Consider the following 19,524-nt stretch of genomic DNA (forward strand, 5'->3'; position numbering starts at 1 on the left):
CCCCACGCAGGGCGCATTGACAACCGCCGCCCCATGGGCAACAACCGGGGCACGGAGCGCCCATGACCCATTCCCCCGGCGGCTCCCCGCCGCCCCCCTTGCCCATGACCGACCGCGAACTCATCGACTACGACCGCGCCCACCTGTGGCACCCCTACACCGGCATGGCCGACCCGCTGCCCGTGCGCGCCGTGGCCTCGGCCTCGGGCGTGCGCCTGCGTCTTGCGGACGGGCGCGAACTGGTGGACGGCATGTCCTCCTGGTGGGCGGCCATCCACGGCTACGGCCACCCCGTGCTCGTCCGCGCCCTGCGCGAACAGGCCGAAACCATGGCCCACGTCATGTTCGGCGGGCTGACCCACCGCCCGGCGGTGGAACTGGCCCGGCTGCTGGTGGAACTGACCCCCGCGCCGCTCACGCGCGTGTTTTTCGCCGACTCGGGCTCCGTGTCCGTCGAGGTGGCCATCAAAATGGCCCACCAGTACTGGCTCTCGCGCGGGGAGACGGGCCGCACGCGGCTCATGACCGTGCGCGGCGGGTACCACGGCGACACCTTCCGGGCCATGAGCGTGTGCGACCCCGTGACGGGCATGCATCAGGCCTTCGAGGGCGTGCTGGCCCGCCAGGTGTTCGCCCCCGCGCCGGGCCCGGCCTTCGGCCAGCCGTGGGACGAAACGCACATTGCCGAATTCGCCCGGCTGCTGCGGGCCCACCGCCACGAGCTGGCGGCGGTGATCCTGGAGCCCGTGGTCCAGGGCGCGGGGGGCATGCGCTTTTACAGCCCGGACTATCTGCGCCGCGTGCGCGAGCTGTGCGACGAGACCGGCGTGCTGCTCATCGCCGACGAGATCGCCACCGGCTTCGGGCGCACCGGGCGGCTGTTCGCCTGCCAGTGGGCGGACGTGGCGCCGGACATCCTCTGCCTGGGCAAGGCCCTCACGGGCGGCACCATGACCCTGGCCGCCACCCTGGCCACGGACCATGTGGCCGACACCATCTCCCACAGCGCCCTGGGCGCGCTGATGCACGGGCCGACCTTCATGGCCAACCCCCTGGCCTGCGCCGTGGCTCTGGCCAGCGTGCGCCTGCTGCTCGACGGCCCCTGGCGGGAGCGCGTGGCGGCCGTCGAGGCCGGGCTGCGCGAGGGCCTGGCGCCCTGCGCCGGGCTGGGCACGGTGGCCGACGTGCGCGTGCTGGGGGCCATCGGCGTGGTGGAAACAGTCCGCCCGGTGAACATGGCGGCGATCCAGGACTTTTTCGTCTCCCGGGGCGTTTGGGTCCGGCCTTTCGGCAGGCTGGTCTACCTCATGCCGCCCTACTGCATCGCCCCTGCCGACCTGGAACAACTGACCTCGGCCCTCACCGGGGCCGTGGCCCGCGAGGAGCATTTCGCATGAGCACGCCCCTGCCCGCGCGCCTTTTCGTCACCGGCACGGACACCGGCGTGGGCAAGACCGTGGTCAGCGCCCTGCTCCTGGCCGGACGCGGCGGGCGCTACTGGAAGCCCGTGCAGAGCGGCGCGGAGGAAGACTCGGACAGCCAAACCGTGGCCGAGCTTTCCGGTCGCGGACCGGGCTGCCTGCTGCCCGAGGCCTACCGCCTGCGCGCGCCGCTCTCGCCGCACCGGGCCGCCCTGCTCGACGGCGTGCGCATCGACCTCGCCCGGCTGGCCCTGCCGCCCCTCCCCGCCGGGGAGCCGCTTGTGGTGGAAGGCGCGGGCGGCGCCCTGGTACCCCTGGCCCCGGGCCTGCTCATGACCGACCTCATGGCCGCCCTGGGCCTGCCGGTGCTCGTGGTCGCCCGCAGCGGCCTGGGCACCATCAACCACACCCTGCTCACGGTGGAGGCCCTGCGCGCCCGGGGGCTGGCCGTGGCCGGGGTGGTGCTCTGCGGCCCGCGCGACGCGGCCGACGGCCACAACCGCCAGGCCATCGAGGAGTACGGGCAGGTGCGCGTGGTCGGCGAGCTGGAACCCCTGGCCGAACTGACTCCCGCCGCCCTGCGCGCGGCCTGGGCACACCGCTTCCCGGGCTGCTAGCCTCCCCCGCGCCCGAAACGCCAGACGCCCCGCCCGGAGAATCCGGACGGGGCGTCTGCGTTCGGCCCGCAAGGGGGCAGCAGGCGCTCAGTTCACGCGATAGGCCCGGCACCAGGGCGCGCGGTCGACCACCAGGGTGAAGTACGGCTCGAACTCCCGGGGGGCGCCCAGCAGCATACGCACGGCCATGGAATTGTAGACCCGCGCCTCCATGACGTAGCTTTCGCCCGTGCGCCTGTTGACCACGGCATAGGGCGCCCCGGGGCGCAGCCAGTCCAGGGTGCGCACCGTGCCGTCCTGCTCCACCAGGGTCAGCCCGGCCAGGGCCGCCGTCTGTCCCGTGGGCGCGCGCAGGGCGCCGCGCGCGAGGTCCAGCGTCGCCCCGGGCACCGCCGAGGACTTGCCGCCCCACGAGGCGCCCGTGTCCAGGCTGCGGTTGCCCAGGGAGCTCAAGATGCCCAGGTAGGGCATATTGTCCCAGGCCACGATGAAATACTGCTCCGGCAACGGCCCGGGCAGGGCGGGCCGTTGCGCGGCCATGCGCTCGACGAAGGCGTCGGCCGCCGCGCCGCCCATCTCCGCCAGCCCGGCCACGGGGTCCACGCTGAAGTATTCCAGCGGCGCGGGGGGATAGGGCTCCCGGCCCGCAATCTTCTGCATGCGGACCTGCCGGGCGAGGTCCGCCCCGGTCCAGGCGATGATGCCCGCGGCCTGGGCCGGGGAGGTGCTGGCGTGGGCCAGGGCCAGGGGGTAGAGCCAACCCCCGGAATGCCGCCCGCCGTCGCCGAAGGTGTCGCGCCGGGCGTAGTACTGCGCGGCGTAGCCGTAATCCCACCACTGCCAGAGCACGGCGTCCGGCGCGGCCACGGCGTCCAGGTCGCGCAGGGTCTGGGCGAACCCGGGCAAAAGCACCCGCTGGGGCGGCAGGCCGCGCATGGGCAGATACAGGGCCGTCAGGCAGGCAATAAGCAACGCCCCCTGGACGCCCAGGCGCAAGGCCGTGCGCCGGGTGGCCAGGGCGGCGAGGTCCGCCGCCAGCAGGCCCAGGCCCAGGCCCAGGGCCGCCCCGCCGTACATGGTGAAACGCACGCCCAGCCACAGCGAGGCCAGGGCCAGCCCCAGGAGCGGGGCGAAGGCCAGCAGCAGCGGCCTGCGCACCACGGCCAGGGCGTAGCCCGCCAGCCCGAGCCAGAACATCCAGACCCCGCCTCCCGCCAGCAGCGGCAGGGTCGCCCAGTCCACCCCCGCCGTTTCGCGCACGGTGGAAATGACCGAGGCCAGGGCCAGCCCGGGACGGATCTGCCCCTGCCCGACCTCGACGCCCGAGGGGTCGAGGTAGAGCAGCAGCAGGGTCCAGGCGCTCTGGGCCCGGGGCAGGAGCGCCGTGGCCGCGAATACCGTCAGGGCCACGCAGCCCGCCACGGCGCCCAGGTGATGCGCGCGCACGGCCCCGGGCCGCACCCGGGCCGCGCCCGCCACGGCCAGGGCCACGCCCAGGCCGATCCAGCCGTGTTCCATGGTTCCCACCAGGGCCGCCAGCCCCAGCAGCAGCCCGGTGCGCCGGCCGGGCCGGGCCAAAAGCAGCCCCAGGGCGCCCATGCCCCAGATCATGGCCAGCAGCAGCGGCCGACTGGACACGTAGAACCGCACGGATCCCAGGGCCAGCAGCCCCAGCAGCGCGCCTCCGGCGATGGCCGAATGCAGCGCCAGCCCCGGCCCGGAGTCCGCGTCCCGCCCGGGCAGCCAGCCCGCGCGGCACTGGGGCACGAGCCAGACGTACAGCCCCGCCGCCACGGAGCCGAGGAAGAACAGGCTGACCATGTCCGTATCCAGGAAGCCGATGCGCGAGCGGATGAAGAAACCGTAGCACGAGGCGGCCACCAGCCCGGCCACGGCCCCGGCCTCGGGGCGGCCCGCCCGGGCGGCGGCCAGACACACGGGCAGCGCCGCCAGCGCCGCCACCAGCGGCGGCAGCCAGAAGCCCAGGTCGCCCAGGGCGATGCCCGTGACGCCGTGCAACAGGGCCAGGGCCCGGGCCAGGGGGTCCAGGAGATAGCGGCTGGTGCCCTGGGCCCCGGCCAGGAAGGCGTAGCCGTCGTGGGTCGCCAGCATGCGCTCGCCGCCGCTGAGGAAGGAGTCGGTCAGAAAAACGCCGAGTTCCGTGAAACGCAGCCCCGCGCCGGCGGCCCAGGCCAGGGCCGCGGCCAGCCACAGGCGCGGCCCCAGGCAGGCGCGCAGGGTCGCGGGCGCCGGGGCCGGAGCCAGGAGGGAACGGAGAGTCGACAATGCCTGCATACGTGGCCCACGCCCGAGGTTGCGGGAAATCGCCCCGCGTTCTACACTGGGCCCCGCCGGGAATCCCCCCGGCGCGGCCCCACGGCCCAGAGCCCCAGCCCCGGACCCGCCTGGAACATGAAACGCCCGCAACTGCTTCTGGCCATGCACGACGCCATGCTCGCCGCCCTGGGCCCCAGCGGCTGGTGGCCCGGCGACACGCCCTTCGAGGTCGCCGTCGGCGCCGTGCTGACCCAAAACACCAACTGGAAGAACGTCGAGAAGGCCATGGACAACCTGCGCGCCGCCGGAGTGCTGGAGGCCCGGGCCATGGACGCCCTGCCCCCGCAGCGGCTGGCCGAGCTGGTCCGGCCCTCGGGCTCCTTCAACGTCAAGGCCGCGCGGCTCAAGAGCCTGCTGGCCCTGCTGCGCGACGAGGCCGACTACGACATCACCGCCCTGTCCGGACGCGGGCTGGACGCCCTGCGGCCGCTGCTGCTCGCCGTGCGCGGCGTGGGCCCGGAAACGGCGGACAGCATCCTGCTCTACGCCCTGGGCGAGCCGACTTTCGTCGTGGATGCCTATACCAGACGCATCCTTGGCCGTCACGCCCTACTTCCCGAGGACGCCCACTACGACGAGGTGCGCGAGTTCTTCATGGACGCCCTGCCCGAGGACGCCGCGCTGTTCAACGAGTACCACGCGCTTCTGGTGCGCGTTGCCAAGGACCACTGCCGCAAGGCCGAGCCCCGCTGCGCCGGGTGCCCCCTGGAGCCGTTCCTCGAATGATGCCCGCGCGTGCCGTGCTGCTGGCCCTGGTGCTGGCCCTGGCCGCCCCGGCCCTGGCCCCGCGCCCCGCCCCGGCGGGCAGCGTGGAGCAGTCCCTGCGGGCCAACGAGCAATTGGCCCGCCAGGGCCGCGAGAGCCTGACCCGCCTGACGGCCCAGGAACGCGCCCTGCACGGCGACCTGGCGGCGGTGGAGGACGAACTGGACGCCCTGCGCGCCCGTGTGGGCAAACACGAGGCCGAGCTGAAAACCCTGGACGGACGCATCGCGCGCTCGCGGGCCGAAATGGAGCGCCTGGAGCGCGAGCAGCGGGCGGCCTATGCGGACCTGGGGCGGCTGGTGCGCGCCCTGTGGCCGCTGCGCGTGGCCGACGTGCACGCCCGCGCCGCAGCCCGGGGCTGGGACGAGGCCGACCGGCGCTTCACCTGGGGCGCGGCGCTCTACGCCGAGGCCCGCGCCGCCGCCAAAGACATCGAGGCCCGCGGCGCGCGCATGGCCAAGGCCGTGGCCGAGCAGGAAGCCCTGCGCGCCCAGGCCGAGGCGACCCTGGCCGCCGTCAACACCGACAAGGATGCCATGCTCGGCAAGCGCCTGGATTTCGTGCGCCGCATCCGCGAGGTGCGCGCCGAGCGCCTGAACCAGGAACAGGCCCTGGAGCAGCTTCTGGCGGCCATCGAAGACCTGGAATACCGCATGCAGGCTGCGGACGCCGGAAAATTCAAGGACCAGAAGGGCAAACTGCCCTGGCCCGTGGACGGCAAACGGCTTTCGGCCAAGGCCATGGCCGAGGCGGGCGCGCGCGGCCATGGCGGCGGGGTGGGCTTCGCCACGGCCGACGGCGCCGCAGTGCGCGCGGTGTTCCCGGGGCGGGTGGTCGTCAGCGACCTGCTGCGCGGCTACGGCCACGTGGTCATCCTCTCCCACGGCGACAACTGGTACACACTCTACGCCTTCCTCCGGGAAGACGCCGCGAGCCAGGGCCGCGAGGTCGCCTCCGGCGCCACGCTGGGCCACGCGGGCTATTACCCGGCGGCCAAGGGTTCCGGGGTGTATTTTGAGTTGCGGTCCGGCCAAAAAGCAATTAACCCTGTTGAGTGGCTCGCGCAGCGGCCCTAGGCCCCGCGCCGCCCCCACCACGCGAACCCGAGCCCCCCGACCGGGGCATCGAACCCGGAGGCTTTTTCATGCGTTTCGCCGTCTGGCTTGGCACGTTCCTGCTCCTTGCCCTGCTGACCCTCGCCACCCCGCCCCTGATGGCCACCCAGGACGACCCTTACGCCGCCCTGGGCCGCTTCAGCGACGTGCTCGACCTCGTGGAAAAGAACTACGTGCACGAGGTCAGCCGCGACGAGCTGGTCAACGGCGCCATCAAGGGCATGCTCGAACAGCTCGACCCGCACTCGACCTACATGGACCCCGAGGAATTCCAGGAGATGCAGATCCGCACCACCGGCGAATTCGGCGGCATCGGCATCGAGATCACCCTGCGCGACGGACGCCTGACGGTCATCGCGCCCATCGAGGACACCCCGGCCTTCGAGGCCGGGCTCAAGTCCGGCGACACCATTTTGGAAATCGACGGCCAGAGCACCCAGGGCATCTCCCTGCTCGACGCCGTGAACAAGATTCGCGGGCCCAAGGGCTCCAGCGTGGGCCTGACCCTGATCCACCAGGGCGACTCCAAGCCCTACACCGTGTCCATCAAGCGCGCGACCATCCCCATCCGCGGCGCCAAGAGCAACGAGCTGGAGGCCGGGTACCTCTACCTGCGCCTGATGAGCTTCAACGAAAACACGACCAAGGAGATGCGCGACGCCATCTCCGACTACACCAGGAAGAACGAGCTCAAGGGCATCGTTCTCGACATGCGCGGCAACCCCGGCGGCCTGCTGAACCAGGCCGTGGCCGTGGCCGACACCTTCCTGTCCGGCGGCAACATCGTCTACATCAAGGGCCGCGACGAAGCCTCGCGCGAGGACTTCAACGCCCGGCCCTCGGCCTCCGACGTGACCGTGCCCATGGTCGTGCTCATCAACGCGGGCTCGGCCTCGGCCTCGGAAATCGTGGCCGGTGCCCTGCAGGACCGCAAGCGCGCCCTGATCCTGGGCGAGCCGAGCTTCGGCAAGGCCACGGTGCAGACCATCATCCCCCTGGCCGACGGCTCGGGCATCAAGCTGACCAAGGCCCTGTACTACACGCCCGGCGGCCGCTCCATCCAGGCCGAGGGCATCGTGCCCGACATCCTCGTGCCCTTCGAGGAGCCCGCCGAGGGCCAGGACAACGGCCCCGTGCTGCGCGAGAAGGACATGCGCGGGCACATCGAGGTCGCCCCGCAGCAGGAGGCCAAGCCCGGCAAGCCCGAGCTGTCCGACGAGGTGCGCATGCGCCTGGAGCGCGACAACCAGTTGCGCATGGCCCTGCAACTCGTGAAAAAGCTGCCCGACCTGGGCCTCATCGGCGCGGGCAAGTAGAGCGCCCGGCCGCGCCGGGCCAGGACGCCACACGCCCATGAACGACCACGACAGCGACATCCGCCCCGAGGGCGCCGACGGCGACGATGCCGTCGACGCCCCCGAGGGGGCGCCGACCCCGGGGGAGGCCCCAGGCGAGGCCCCGGCGACCGGGGCGCCCTGGCGCCGCGTGCCCCTGTGGGCCTGGGCCGCCGCCGCCCTGGCGGCGGTCGCGCTCGGGGCAGTGCTGCTCATGGCCTTGGGCCGCGCCCCGGCCCCCGCGCCGCAGCCCGCCGAACCGCCCGCCGCGACCGGGCAGCCCGCTCCCGCCGCCACGCCCCCGGAAGCCACGCCCCCCTCTCCCGGCGAGGGCCTGCCCGCCCTGCCCTACGAGGAGCCCCAGGGCCAGGACGCCGAGCTGGAACGCACCATCCGCCAGATCGATTTCGCCCTGCTGGAGACGCTGCTTTTCACCGGCTACGACCCTCACGCCATGACCATCCGCGAAACGCGCCTGGAAACCCGGGGCCAGGAGCGCTATCACTTCCAGGTGGTCGACATCGTGCTGGAAAGCGGCCCCCAGCGCTTCCTGGACATCCTGACCCGTTCGTTGTCCAAATGGGCCCCCGAGGCGGCCCTGGCCTCCGGCGAAAACGGCGCCTTCGTCGTTTCCGTGGCCGGGGTGCCGACCCATGTGCTGGAGTTCGCCACCCCCGCGCCCGCGCCGCCGGGCCCGGTCGCGCCCCGTCCCGCGCGCCCCGGCGGTCTGCTGGCCGTGGTCATCGACGACATGGGCCAGGACCTGCACTTCGCCCGCGGCCTGGCGGCCCTGCCCTTTCCGGTGACGTTCTCCATCCTGCCCGGCACGCCGCACAACCGCGAGGTCGCGGCCCTGGCCGAGGCCTCGGGGCGCGAGGTGCTCCTGCACCTGCCCATGGAGCCCAAGGGCTGGCCGGGCATCAACCCCGGCCCGGGCGCGCTGTTCACCTTCATGGCGCCCGACGAGATGCGCCGCGTGCTGGCCGCCGATCTGGCCGAGGTGCCCGGGGCCGTGGGCGTGAACAACCACATGGGCTCGCGCTTCACGGGCGACGCCGACGGCATGGCCGTGGTGCTCGACGAACTGCGCGCCCGGGGGCTCTTTTTCCTGGACAGCCTGACCGCCCAGGGCAGCACCGCCGTGGGCCTGGCCCGCGACATGGGCCTGCCGGTCTATCGCCGCAGCGTTTTTTTGGATAACGTCCGTGACGTGCGGGCCATCACCCGCCAGATGGAAAAGGCCGCCCGCGCGGCGGCGGCCACCGGGCAGGCCGTGGCCATCGGCCACCCATACCCCGAAACCCTGGCCGCCCTGCGCCAATGGGCCCAGCGCAAGGACCGCACGGAAACCATCGTCCATCTGAAGGAACTCAAACCACTCAATTGACCAAGGGAGAACCTGCCATGAAACGCCTGCCCATCCTCGCCGCCCTGGCGATCCTGGCCAGCCTGTGCGCCTCCGCCGCCTGGGCCGGAACCTACACCGTGTCCGTGAACCAGTTCGTGGAGCACCCGGCCCTGGACGCCGTGTTGAAAGGTGTGCAGGACAGCCTGAAGGAGCAGGGCTTCGAGGTCGAATACAACGTCCACAACGCCCAGGCCAACATGGCCACCGCCAACCAGATCGCCCAGGCCATCGCGGGCGAAAAGCCCGATCTGGTGGTGGCCATCGCCACGCCCAGCGCCCAGGCCTGCGCCCAGATCATCAAGAAGGCCCCGCACATGGCCGAAGTGCCGCTGCTCTTCTCGGCCGTCACCGACCCCAAGGGCGCCGGGCTGGTGGCCGACCTGGAGCACCCGGGCGCCAACATTTCCGGCGTGTCCGACATGACCCCCGTGGACCGGCACCTGGAGATGATGATGGAAATCATGCCGGGCCTGACGGACCTGGGCGTGGTCTACAACTCCGGCGAGGCCAACTCCAAGACCCTGGTCAACATGCTGCGCGAGGCCTGCCAGGCCAAGGGCGTGACCCTGCACGAAGCCTCCGCCGCCAAGACCGCCGACGTGTACCAGGCCACCAAGAGCCTGGCCGGACGCGCCCAGGCCGTCTATGTGCCGACGGACAACACCGTGGTTTCGGCCCTGGAGTCCATGGTCAAGGTCTGCGAACAAAACAAGATGCCCCTGTTCGCCGCCGACGTGGATTCCGTGCCCCGCGGCGCCGTGGCGGCCCTGGGGTTCGACTACTACCTGCACGGCAAGCAGACCGGCGCCATGGCCGGGCGCATCTTCGGCGGCGCCGCCGTGGCCGACACGCCCGTGGAATTCCAGCAGGGCATGAGCCTGCACCTGAACCTGCCCGCCGCCGAGGCCCAGGGGGTGGTCATCCCCGAGGCCGTGCGCGCCAAGGCGGACAAGACCGTGGAATAAGGGGCCCCTTGCACTTGGCCGCAATACACGGTAAGGGCGCGGCCTGGCCGCGCCCTGCCTGTTTTCCGGCCCGGCCCCCTCGCACCCTTTTGCCACCGGATCGCCTCTGATGAGCCTTTTCGCCCTTCTGGGAGCCCTGGAGCAGGGCCTCGTTTACGGAATCATGGTCCTGGGGGTCTACCTGACCTTCCGGATTCTCGACTTTCCGGACCTGACCGTGGACGGCAGCCTGCCCCTGGGCGCGGCCGTGTCCGCCGTATGCATCACCCAGGGCATGCCCCCCGTGCTGTCCCTGCTGGCGGCCATGGCCGCCGGCTTCCTGGCGGGCATGGTCACCGGCCTGCTCAACACCAAGCTGGGCATCCTGCACCTGCTGGCCTCCATCCTGACCATGACCGCCCTGTATTCCGTAAACATCCGCATCATGGGCGGGCCCAACGTCTCGCTGCTCGGCGTGGACACGGTGCTCGACCCGCTCATGCGCGCGGGCCTGCCCGGATACTACGCCTCGCCGCTGCTCTTCGCCGCGGTGGCCGCCGTCGTGGTCCTGGCGCTGATCTGGTTCCTGTACACCGAAATGGGCCAGGCCATGCTGGCCACCGGCGACAACCGCCAGATGATCACCAGCCAGGGTGTGGACACGCACAAGGTCATCATTTTCGGGGTCGGGCTGTCCAACGCGCTGGTGGCCCTGGCGGGCGGGCTCATCGCCCAGAACCAGGGCGCGGCGGACGTGAACATGGGCGTGGGCACCATCGTGGCCGGGCTGGCCTCGGTCATCGTGGGCGAAACGGTCTTCGGCAACCGCTCCCTGCCCCGGGCCATCGTGGCCGCCGTGGTCGGCTCCGTCATCTACCGCGTGGCCATCGCCCTGGCCCTGGGCCTGAAGGTCGGCTCCTTCAGCTTCACCCCCAGCGACCTGAACCTGATCACCGCCCTGCTGGTGGTCGCGGCCCTCACGGCGCCCAGGCTCAAGAAGAGGTTCGGGAAATGCTAGAACTCTCCGGCCTGACCCTCTACTTCCACAAGGGCAGCATCAACGAGGTCCGCGCCCTGTCGAACGTGGACCTGACCATCCACGAGGGCGACTTCATCACCGTCATCGGCTCCAACGGCGCGGGCAAATCGACCCTGCTCAGCGCCCTGGCGGGCTCCTACACGCCGCACAGCGGCAGCGTGACCATGCGCGGGCAGGACATCACCCGCTGGCCCGAGCACAAACGCGCCCGCTTCATGGGCCGCGTGTTCCAGGACCCGCTGCGCGGCACCTGCGCCAGCCTGTCCATCGCCCAGAACATGGCCCTGGCCCTGCGCCGGGGCAAGTGGCGCGGGCTTTCACGCGGGGTGACCGCCGCCGACCGCGCGCTCTTCGCCACCGAGGTCAAGAAGATCGGCCTGGGCCTGGAGTCGCGCCTGGACGACCGCATCGGCCTGCTTTCCGGCGGCCAGCGCCAGGCCCTGACCCTGCTCATGGCCACCATGGTCCGCCCCGACCTGCTGCTGCTCGACGAGCACACCGCCGCGCTGGACCCCAAAACCGCCAACCAGACCCTGCTGCTCACCGAGCATCTGGTGACCACCCAGAACCTGACCACCCTCATGGTCACCCACAACATGAATCAGGCCATCAAGCTCGGCAACCGCCTGATCATGCTGCACCAGGGTGAAATCATTCTGGATATTTCCGGAGAAACCAAGGCCGGGCTGACGGTCAACGACCTGCTGGCCCAGTTCTACAAGGTCAAGGGCGAGGAATTCAGCTCCGACAAAATGCTGCTCACGTAATCCCCGGCGGCCCGGCCGATCCCGCCGGGCCGCCGTTTTCCGCAACCAACCAAGGCATGGAGGACACAATGGCTCTGGAACGCACCTTTTCCATCATCAAGCCCAACGCCGTGGCCAAAAACAAGGTCGGCGCCATCCTGGCCATGATCGAAGGCGCCGGGCTCAAGATCGTGGGCACGCGCATGCTCCACCTGACCCGCGCCCAGGCCGAAGGCTTCTACGCCGTGCACCGCGAGCGGCCCTTCTTCGACTCGCTGTGCGCCTTCATGTGCTCGGGCCCGGTGGTGGTCTCCGTGCTCGAAGGCGAAGACGCCATCGCGCGCTACCGCGAGATCATGGGCGCCACCAACCCGGCCAACGCCGCCGAGGGCACCATCCGCAAGCTCTACGCCGACGACATCGAGGCCAACGCCGTGCACGGCTCCGACGGGCCCGACACCGCCGCCGTGGAAATCGCTTACTTCTTCAACGCGCTCCAACTGGTGAGGTAGGACGACCATGACCAGCATCGGCTTCATCGGCGTGGGCAACATGGGCAGCGCCATCATCCGGGGCCTTGCCGCGCGCGGCGACGTGACCCTGATGGGCTACGACCTGAACCCCGAGAGCCTCGCGGCCCTGGCCCCCGTGGGCCTGCGGGCCGCCGCCTCGCCCCGCGAGCTGGCCGGGCAGTGCGACATCGTGCTGCTGGCCGTGAAACCCCACCAGGTCAAAGCCGTGCTGGAGGACATCTGCCCCGCCCTGAACCCCGGGCGCACCGTGCTGTCCATCGCGGCGGGCATCACCATGAAGAAGCTCGTCAAATGGGCCGACCCGGCCCCGGTGGTGCGCGTCATGCCCAACACCCCGGCCATGGTCGGCGCCGGGGTCTTCGCCCTGTGCCTGGAGGACGACCGGCTGGACCAGCAGCGCAAGGACTTCCTGGTGGGGCTCTTCCAGGGCCTGGGGCAGGTCCACGTGCTGCCCGAAAAGCTCTTCGACGCCTTCACGGCAGTGGCGGGCTCGGGCCCGGCCTACGTGTTCTACTTCATGGAGGCCGTCATCGAGGCGGGCGTGACCCTGGGGCTCACGCGGCAGCAGGCCACCCAGATGGTCGAGGGGCTCTTCGTCGGCTCGGCCAGGCTGGCCGCCGAGTCCGGCCACCACGTGAGCGTGCTGCGCGAAATGGTCTGCTCCCCGGCGGGCACGACCATCGCCGCCACCAACGCCTTCGACAAGGCCGCCGTGCGCGCCGCCATCGTCAAGGGCGTGCTCAAGTCCGCCAAGCGCAGCCAGGAGCTGGGCGACTAGCCCCGGCACAGGCGCTGCGCAGAAAACAAAGCCGAGGCCCGGTCCGCGTGTGCGGGCCGGGCCTTTTTTGTGCGCCGCCATGGCCCGGGCGCACCCGGCCCGCAGCGGTCAGTCCCGCGCCCGGCGCCGCAATTTCCGCAACCGACACACGCCAAAACAAATCTCTCCTCCCCGCCTTGACCTTGTGCAGGAAATCACGTAATCCGATTCTCAAGAGGTCAAATGTCGACATTTATACAGTCGGCAAAAACACAGGAGGCACCATGTCCACCAAGCAAGCCATCAGCACCGCAGAAGCTCCCGCCGCCATAGGCCCTTACTCCCAGGCCGTCGTCGCCGGAACCCTGCTCTTCGCCTCGGGCCAACTGCCCATCGACCCCGCCACGGGCACCCTGGTCGACGGCGGCATCGAGGCCCGCGCCCGCCAGAGTTTCCGCAACCTGGAGGCCATCGCCCGGGCCGCCGGGTGCACCCTGGCCGACGCAGTGAAGACCACCGTCTTCCTCACCGATCTGGCCGATTTCGCGGCCGTCAACGCCGTGTACGCCGAATTCTTCGGGCAGCCCCACCCCGCGCGCAGCGCCATTCAGGTCGCCGCCCTGCCCCTGGGCAGCACCATCGAGGTGGAAGCCATATTCGCCCTCGGACGCTAGGGCATCCGCCGAGGGTCCCGTCCGCCGTGCCGTCCCCCCTCCGGCACGGCGGGCTTCCCTCCGCGCCCCGGCCCCCCGCAAGTCCGAGCCAACCTCAACCCAAGGAGTTGTCATGAACCTGGCCATTTTCCCCCGCCGCGGCTACCTGCAAGGCCCCACGCCCATCGAGGCCTGCCCGGCCTTCTCCAGGGCCCTGGGCGACAGGGTCAACGTCTACATCAAGCGCGACGACCTGCTGCCGGGCTGCGCCGGAGGCAACAAGACCCGCAAGCTCGATTTCTGCATGGCCGACGCCCTCGAGCAGGGCGCCGACACCATCATCACCTGCGGCGCCGTGCAGTCCAACCACTGCCGCCTGACCCTCTCCTGGTCCGTCAAGGAGGGGCTGGATTGCCACCTCGTGCTCGAAGAGCGCGTCAAGGGCAGCTACAAGCCCGAGGCCTCGGGCAACAACTTCCTGTTCCAGCTCATGGGCGTGAAGAGCATCACCGTGGTGCCCGGCGGCTCCAACATGATGGAGCAGATGCAGACCCTGGCCGACTCGCTGCGCGCCCAGGGCCGCACGCCCTACATCATCCCCGGCGGCGCCTCCAACACCATCGGCGCCACGGGCTACGTGGCCTGCGCCCAGGAAACCCTGCAACAGCTCTTCGAGATGGGCCTGCGCATCGACCACATGGTCGTGCCCAGCGGCAGCGCCGGCACCCACGCGGGCATCGTCGTCGGCATGCAGGGCTGCAACGCCAACATCCCGGTGTCGGGCATCAACGTGAGCCGCAGCAAGGCCGACCAGGAGGCCCTGGTGCTCAAGCTGGCCCGGGCCACCGCCGAGCGCGTGGGCGTGCGGGGCGAATTGCCCGCCGAGGCCGTGACCTGTTTCGACGGCTACGTCGGCCCCGGCTATTCCGTCCCCACCGATTCCATGGTCGAGGCCGTGAAGCTGCTGGCCCAAACCGAAGGCATCCTTCTCGACCCCGTGTACTCCGGCAAGGCCATGGCCGGGCTTGTGGATCTTGTGCGCAAGGGCTACTTCCCGGAGGGCTCGAACGTCCTGTTCCTGCACACCGGCGGTTCCCCGGCGCTGTACGCCTACCTCGAAACCTTCAGGTAGGCCCGCGAACGGGCGCCGCCTCCGCACGCGGCGCCCGCCACCCGAATCTTTTCGGAAGGAGTCTGCACCATGGAAAAGCGACTGGAAATGCACGGCGGGATCCTCGGCGGCCTCGTCCCCCTGTTCGTTCTCGTCGGAGGGCTGGTCTGGCTCTCCGTGGCCGAGCGCGGCGGCACCAAGCCCTTCTGGGCCTGCGCCTGGATCGCCATCGTCGTCGGCCTGTTCTTCGCCAGGAACAAGTCCGAGTACTGCAAGGCCGCCATGCGCGGCATCGGCGACCGCACCGGCATCGTCATCGTCACCGCCTGGCTCTTCGCGGGCGTCTTCGGCAAGCTCATGGTCGCCGGAGGGCTGGTCGACGGCCTGCTCTGGATGGGCATGGTCACCGGCGCACAGGAATCCGTCTTCACCGTCATGGTCTTCGTGGCCGCCATGCTCTTCGCCCTGGGCACGGGCACCAGCACCGGCACCTGCATCGCCCTGACCCCGGTGCTCTACCCCGCCGGGCACTTCCTCGGGGCGGACCCGGCCATGCTCGGCCTGGCCATCCTCTCCGGCGCGGCCTTCGGCGACAACCTCGCCCCCGTGTCCGACACCACCATCGTCTCGGCCTACACCCAGGGCGCCACCATGAAGGACGTGGTGCGCAGCCGCTTCCCCCTGGCCATCACGGCCGCAGGCATCGCTGCCGTGGTCTTCCTGATCTTCGGCGGCGGCGGCGAGCTGCGGCCCCTGCCGGAAATCCAGGCCCGCATGGATCCCACGGGCGCCTTCATGCTCCTGGCCCTGGTGGTGGTCGTGGCCGCCGCCCTCTCCGGGCGGCACATCATCGAGTCGCTCATCTACGGCAACGTGGCCGCCGCCGTGGTCGGCGTGCTCACCGGGCACACCACCCTGGCCTCCATCTTCAGCATCCCCGCCAAGCGCGGCGTCTCCACCGGCATCATCGAGGACGGCATCAACGGCGTCGTCGGCGCCATCATCTTCGCCATCCTCATCCTGGCCGTGACGCAAATCCTGGTCGAAAGCGGCATCATGAAGCGCATCCTGACCGCCGCCGAGAAGGCCATCATCGGCAGCGTGCGCCAGGCCGAGCTGTTCATCGTCGGCGTGACCATCCTGGCCTCCATCCCCATCTCGGCCAACGCCCCGGCCGAGCTGCTGGTCGGCCCCTCGCTGGTGCGCCCCGTGGGCGAAAAGTTCGACCTCGCCCCGGCCCGCCGCGCCAACCTCATGGACTGCGCGGTGTGCACCGTGTTCTTCACCCTGCCGTGGCATATCGTGGTCGCCGCGTGGTACGCCGCCCTGGTCACCGCCGCCGAGGCTTACGGCATCGCCGCTCCGCCCATCAGCGCGGCCCTGTACAACCCCTACTCCTGGGCCCTGCTCGCCGTGCTGCTCTTCTCGGCCGTCACCGGCTGGAACCGCAGGTTCGGCGGCAACGACCAGGCCTTGGCCGAAGCCGCATAACGCACCGCACAACCGCAAAGACAGCGCAAGGGCCGGGAATCATCCCGGCCCTTTTGCGCCCGCCCGGCCCCATCCCGCACCCCGGGCCTCCGGCAGAGCTTGACCGCCCTTCCCCGGGAATATATCAGCACGGAAGACTTCCAACAGAGGGGCCCATGCAAGGCATCACCAAGCAGACCTACTGCGACCAGATTACGGAATACATCAAGGGGCGCATCCTCGCGGGCGAGTTCGCCCCGGGCGACAAGCTCAACGAGGTGCTTCTGGCCGCGCGGCTGTCCATCAGCCGCGCACCCATCCGCGAGGCGCTGCAACTGCTGGTGCAGGAGGGGCTGGTGGTGTCCATCCCCCAGCGCGGCAAGTTCATCGCCGCCCTGACCTCCAAGGAAATCCGCAACAGCTATTTCACCGGCGGCGTGCTCGAAGGCGCCGCCGCCGCCTCGACCATCCACCTCTTCACCGACGAGGACTTCACCCGCCTGCGCGCCCTGGTGGACGCCATGGCCGAAACCGTGGCCGAGGACGGCGACATGGACCGCCTGGCCGAGCTGGACACGGCCTTCCACGGCATCATCTTCTCGCGCACGGACAACGATCTGCTGGTGGAACTGTCACGGCGGTCCTGCCAGGGGCTGTCCAAGTTCCTGCTCTTCCGCCACTGGCGCACGGTCTTCACGCCCCAGGAGGTCCTGGAGCGCCACCGCACCGTCCTGGAAGCCCTGCTGACCCGCGACCCCGCGCACATCGAACGCACCATTCGCGACCACTACAAGGACTCGGGCCGCCGCATGGCCCGCTGGGGCACCGACTACTCCGCCCCGCAAGCCCCCGCCCCGGCCGCCCCGCAGGGCTGACCACCGGGGACGAAGCACCGCCGGGAAAGACGAAAGGCCCGGCCCGCATTTGCGGGCCGGGTCTTTTCATGCGCGCGGGTCGGGAGGGGAAAGAGGCGCTGCGCGCCGGGCCTCCGGCGGGCAGGGCGCCGCCCTGCACCCGCCAAGGGCCAAAGGCCCTTGCATCCCGCCCGGAAAGCCCCTCCCCTCACCCCTCGTTCTTGGTCGCCTCGCGGATGGCCTCGATGACGTTGTCCAGGGACGAGAGCTTGTTCAGCGCCGAGTAGAGGTGGTCCGAGTCGCGGACCTCGATGGTCATGTGCAGGTCGCTGTTGCCGTCCACGTTGGAGCTGAAGCTGCCGGAGTCGATGTTGACCTCCAGCTTGTCCAGCACACCGGCGATATGCGCGAGCACGCCGCGCACGTTGCGGCAGACCACGCGGATCTTGGCCGGGAAGGGCTGCTCCTGCTGGCCCTCCCAGCTCACGGCCAGAAGCCGCTCGGGCTCCATGGCCTGCACGTTGGGGCAGTCGGTGGTATGCACGGTCACGCCCCGGCCCCGGCTGATGTAGCCGATGATGGCGTCGCCGGGCACGGGATTGCAGCACTTGGAGAAGCGCACCAGCACGTCGTCCACGCCCTTGATGCTGATCTTCTCGCCGGGGGCGGCGGCGGGGCGCTCGGGGCCGGAGGCCGAAGCCGGGGCCGGAGTGCGGCGGGCGGTCTCGTCGGGGCGGCGCACGTCGCGGCGCTCGTCGTCCTCCAGGCGCGGGGCCAGCCGGTTGAGCACCTGGCGCGGGGTCAGCCGCGAATAGCCCACCGAGACGAACAGCTCCTCCACATCCTTGAAGGAAAAGAACTCCGCTATCGGACCGAGCAGGCCTTCCTTTTGGGCCTTGGCCACGTTGATGCCCATGCGCCGCCCTTCCTTCTCCAGCATCTCGTGGCCCAGGGCGACGGCCCGTTCGCGCTCCTCGGTGCGGATGAAGTGCTTGACGCGCGTGCGCGCCTTGGCGGTCTTGATGAACTTCAGCCAGTCGCGGCTGGGGCGGCGGTTCTTGTCGGTGATGATCTCGATGGTATCGCCGTTGCGCAGCTTGCGCGACAGGGGCACCAGCCGCCCGTTGATCTTGGCCCCGGCGCAGTGGTCGCCGACCTGGGAGTGGATGAGGTAGGCGAAGTCCACGGGCGTGGCGCCATCGGGCAGTTCGCGCACGTCGCCGCGCGGGGTGAACACGTACACCTCGTCCTTGAACAGGTCGAAGCGCAGCGACTTCATGAATTCCTTGGGGTCGGCCTCGTCCTTCTGCCAGTCCATGATCTGCCGCAGCCAGGAGTAGCGCTCCATGTCGCGGGTGGCGGTCTTCACCGAGCCCTTTTCCTTGTAGCTCCAGTGGGCCGCCACGCCCAGCTCGGCCAGCTTGTGCATCTCCTCGGTGCGGATCTGGATTTCGATGCGCTCGCCCTCAGGCCCCACGACAGTCGTATGCAGCGACTGATACATGTTGGCCTTGGGCATGGAAATATAGTCCTTGAAGCGCCCGGGCACGGGTTTCCAGTCGGCATGGACCAGCCCGAGCACGGCGTAGCAGTCCTTGATGGTCGCCACCACCACGCGGAAGGCGATGAGGTCGTGGACCTCGTCCAGGGTCAGGCCCTGCTGCTCCATCTTGCGCCAGGTGCTGTACACGTGCTTGACCCGGCCGGACACGTCGGCCTTGATGCCGTTGTCCTTGAGCTTGCGCGTGATGAGCTGCACCACGCGCTCGATGTACTCGCGCCCGCTTTCGGCGTAGTGCGTCAGGCCCTTGGTGACCTGATCGGACACGTCGGGGCGGATATGCCTGAAGGCCAGGTCTTCGAGTTCGGTCTTGAGCAGGTGCAGCCCCAGGCGGTTGGCCAGGGGCGCGTAGATGTCCATGGTCTCCTGGGAGATGAGCTTGCGCTTGTGGGGCTTCTGGAAGTCGAGGGTGCGCATGTTGTGCAGGCGGTCGCACAGCTTGACCAGGAGCACGCGGATGTCCTCGCTCATGGCCATAATCATCTTGCGCATGTTCTCGGCCTGGGCTTCCTCCTTGGAGTCGAAGGACATCTGCATCTGGCTGATCTTGGTCACGCCGTCGACGATGTCGGCCACGTCCTCGCCGAACTGCGAGTCGATCTCCTCCACCTCGGCCTTGGTGTCCTCCACCGTGTCGTGCAAAAGCCCGGCGGCGATGGTCGCGCCGTCCAGGCGCATCCCGGCCAGCTCGTAGGCCACGTCGAGCGGGTGCGAAAGATACGGTTCGCCGGACAGGCGCACCTGCCCGGCGTGGGCCGCCGCCGAAAACACGTAGGCCTTCTGGATCAGCGCCCTGTCCGCCTCGGGCAGGTAGCTGCAACGGTCGAGGATGTCCGTGATGCGGATCATGCGCGTGGTG

The 19,524-nt window shown here is 70.2% G+C and carries 17 protein-coding genes; 15 read left to right on the forward strand and 2 right to left on the reverse strand.

What is annotated here, in order from left to right:
- Window positions 1-62: 62 nt before the first annotated feature.
- Window positions 63-1,397: an adenosylmethionine--8-amino-7-oxononanoate transaminase gene (gene bioA, locus ACZ5KV_RS01445; protein WP_464240565.1), complete on the forward strand. Its 1,335-nt coding sequence runs from the start codon at window positions 63-65 to the stop codon at window positions 1,395-1,397.
- Window positions 1,394-2,038: a dethiobiotin synthase gene (gene bioD / locus ACZ5KV_RS01450; RefSeq protein ID WP_464240566.1), complete on the forward strand. Its 645-nt coding sequence runs from the start codon at window positions 1,394-1,396 to the stop codon at window positions 2,036-2,038. The genes bioA and bioD overlap by 4 nt, the downstream gene beginning before the upstream one ends.
- Window positions 2,039-2,125: 87 nt before the next feature.
- Here the strand turns inward: bioD and ACZ5KV_RS01455 are convergent, their stop codons facing one another.
- A complete protein-coding gene (locus ACZ5KV_RS01455) occupies window positions 2,126-4,324 on the reverse strand; it encodes an STT3 domain-containing protein (protein WP_464240567.1) in 2,199 nt (732 codons plus the stop codon).
- A gap of 126 nt (window positions 4,325-4,450) precedes the next feature.
- On the opposite strand from ACZ5KV_RS01455, the gene ACZ5KV_RS01460 reads away from it, so the two are divergent.
- The 13 genes from ACZ5KV_RS01460 to ACZ5KV_RS01520 all read left to right on the forward strand — a co-directional run bounded on the left by ACZ5KV_RS01460 (window position 4,451) and on the right by ACZ5KV_RS01520 (window position 17,125).
- A complete protein-coding gene (locus ACZ5KV_RS01460) occupies window positions 4,451-5,101 on the forward strand; it encodes an endonuclease III domain-containing protein (RefSeq protein ID WP_464240568.1) in 651 nt (216 codons plus the stop codon).
- A complete protein-coding gene (locus ACZ5KV_RS01465; RefSeq protein WP_464240569.1) occupies window positions 5,098-6,216 on the forward strand; it encodes a murein hydrolase activator EnvC family protein in 1,119 nt (372 codons plus the stop codon). Before ACZ5KV_RS01460 ends, ACZ5KV_RS01465 begins: the two co-directional genes overlap by 4 nt.
- A 68-nt stretch (window positions 6,217-6,284) precedes the next feature.
- Window positions 6,285-7,571 (forward strand): S41 family peptidase, encoded by a 1,287-nt coding sequence (locus ACZ5KV_RS01470; RefSeq protein WP_464240570.1) that lies wholly within the window; start codon window positions 6,285-6,287, stop codon window positions 7,569-7,571.
- A 37-nt stretch (window positions 7,572-7,608) separates the two neighbouring features.
- Entirely contained in the window at window positions 7,609-8,976 is a 1,368-nt protein-coding gene (locus ACZ5KV_RS01475; RefSeq protein ID WP_464240571.1) for a divergent polysaccharide deacetylase family protein, read from the forward strand.
- A gap of 17 nt (window positions 8,977-8,993) precedes the next feature.
- Complete coding sequence (locus ACZ5KV_RS01480; RefSeq protein WP_464240572.1) at window positions 8,994-9,962, forward strand: ABC transporter substrate-binding protein; 969 nt, start codon at window positions 8,994-8,996, stop codon at window positions 9,960-9,962.
- Window positions 9,963-10,071: 109 nt separating this feature from the next.
- Window positions 10,072-10,959: an ABC transporter permease gene (locus tag ACZ5KV_RS01485; protein ID WP_464240573.1), complete on the forward strand. Its 888-nt coding sequence runs from the start codon at window positions 10,072-10,074 to the stop codon at window positions 10,957-10,959.
- Window positions 10,953-11,747, forward strand: coding sequence for an ABC transporter ATP-binding protein (locus ACZ5KV_RS01490; protein WP_464240574.1), 795 nt, complete (start codon window positions 10,953-10,955; stop codon window positions 11,745-11,747). Before ACZ5KV_RS01485 ends, ACZ5KV_RS01490 begins: the two co-directional genes overlap by 7 nt.
- Before the next feature lie 68 nt (window positions 11,748-11,815).
- Window positions 11,816-12,238, forward strand: a complete 423-nt coding sequence (gene ndk / locus ACZ5KV_RS01495; RefSeq protein ID WP_464240575.1) for a nucleoside-diphosphate kinase — start codon at window positions 11,816-11,818, stop codon at window positions 12,236-12,238.
- Between the two features lie 7 nt (window positions 12,239-12,245).
- Window positions 12,246-13,037 (forward strand): pyrroline-5-carboxylate reductase, encoded by a 792-nt coding sequence (gene proC / locus ACZ5KV_RS01500; protein ID WP_464240576.1) that lies wholly within the window; start codon window positions 12,246-12,248, stop codon window positions 13,035-13,037.
- 263 nt (window positions 13,038-13,300) lie between these two features.
- Complete coding sequence (locus ACZ5KV_RS01505) at window positions 13,301-13,690, forward strand: RidA family protein (protein WP_464240577.1); 390 nt, start codon at window positions 13,301-13,303, stop codon at window positions 13,688-13,690.
- A 112-nt stretch (window positions 13,691-13,802) separates the two neighbouring features.
- Window positions 13,803-14,801 (forward strand): D-cysteate sulfo-lyase, encoded by a 999-nt coding sequence (cuyA, locus tag ACZ5KV_RS01510; RefSeq protein ID WP_464240578.1) that lies wholly within the window; start codon window positions 13,803-13,805, stop codon window positions 14,799-14,801.
- Between the two features lie 69 nt (window positions 14,802-14,870).
- Complete coding sequence (locus tag ACZ5KV_RS01515) at window positions 14,871-16,271, forward strand: Na+/H+ antiporter NhaC family protein (protein ID WP_464240579.1); 1,401 nt, start codon at window positions 14,871-14,873, stop codon at window positions 16,269-16,271.
- Between the two features lie 155 nt (window positions 16,272-16,426).
- Window positions 16,427-17,125 carry a GntR family transcriptional regulator gene (locus tag ACZ5KV_RS01520; protein WP_464240580.1) on the forward strand — a complete coding sequence of 233 codons (699 nt, stop codon included), beginning with the start codon at window positions 16,427-16,429 and terminating at the stop codon, window positions 17,123-17,125.
- Window positions 17,126-17,312: 187 nt separating this feature from the next.
- Here ACZ5KV_RS01520 and ACZ5KV_RS01525 read toward each other — a convergent pair whose 3' ends face one another.
- Window positions 17,313-19,514, reverse strand: a complete 2,202-nt coding sequence (locus ACZ5KV_RS01525; protein ID WP_464240581.1) for a RelA/SpoT family protein — start codon at window positions 19,512-19,514, stop codon at window positions 17,313-17,315.
- Window positions 19,515-19,524 lie beyond the last annotated feature (10 nt).

The sequence above is a fragment of the Desulfocurvus thunnarius genome, assembly GCF_055390965.1.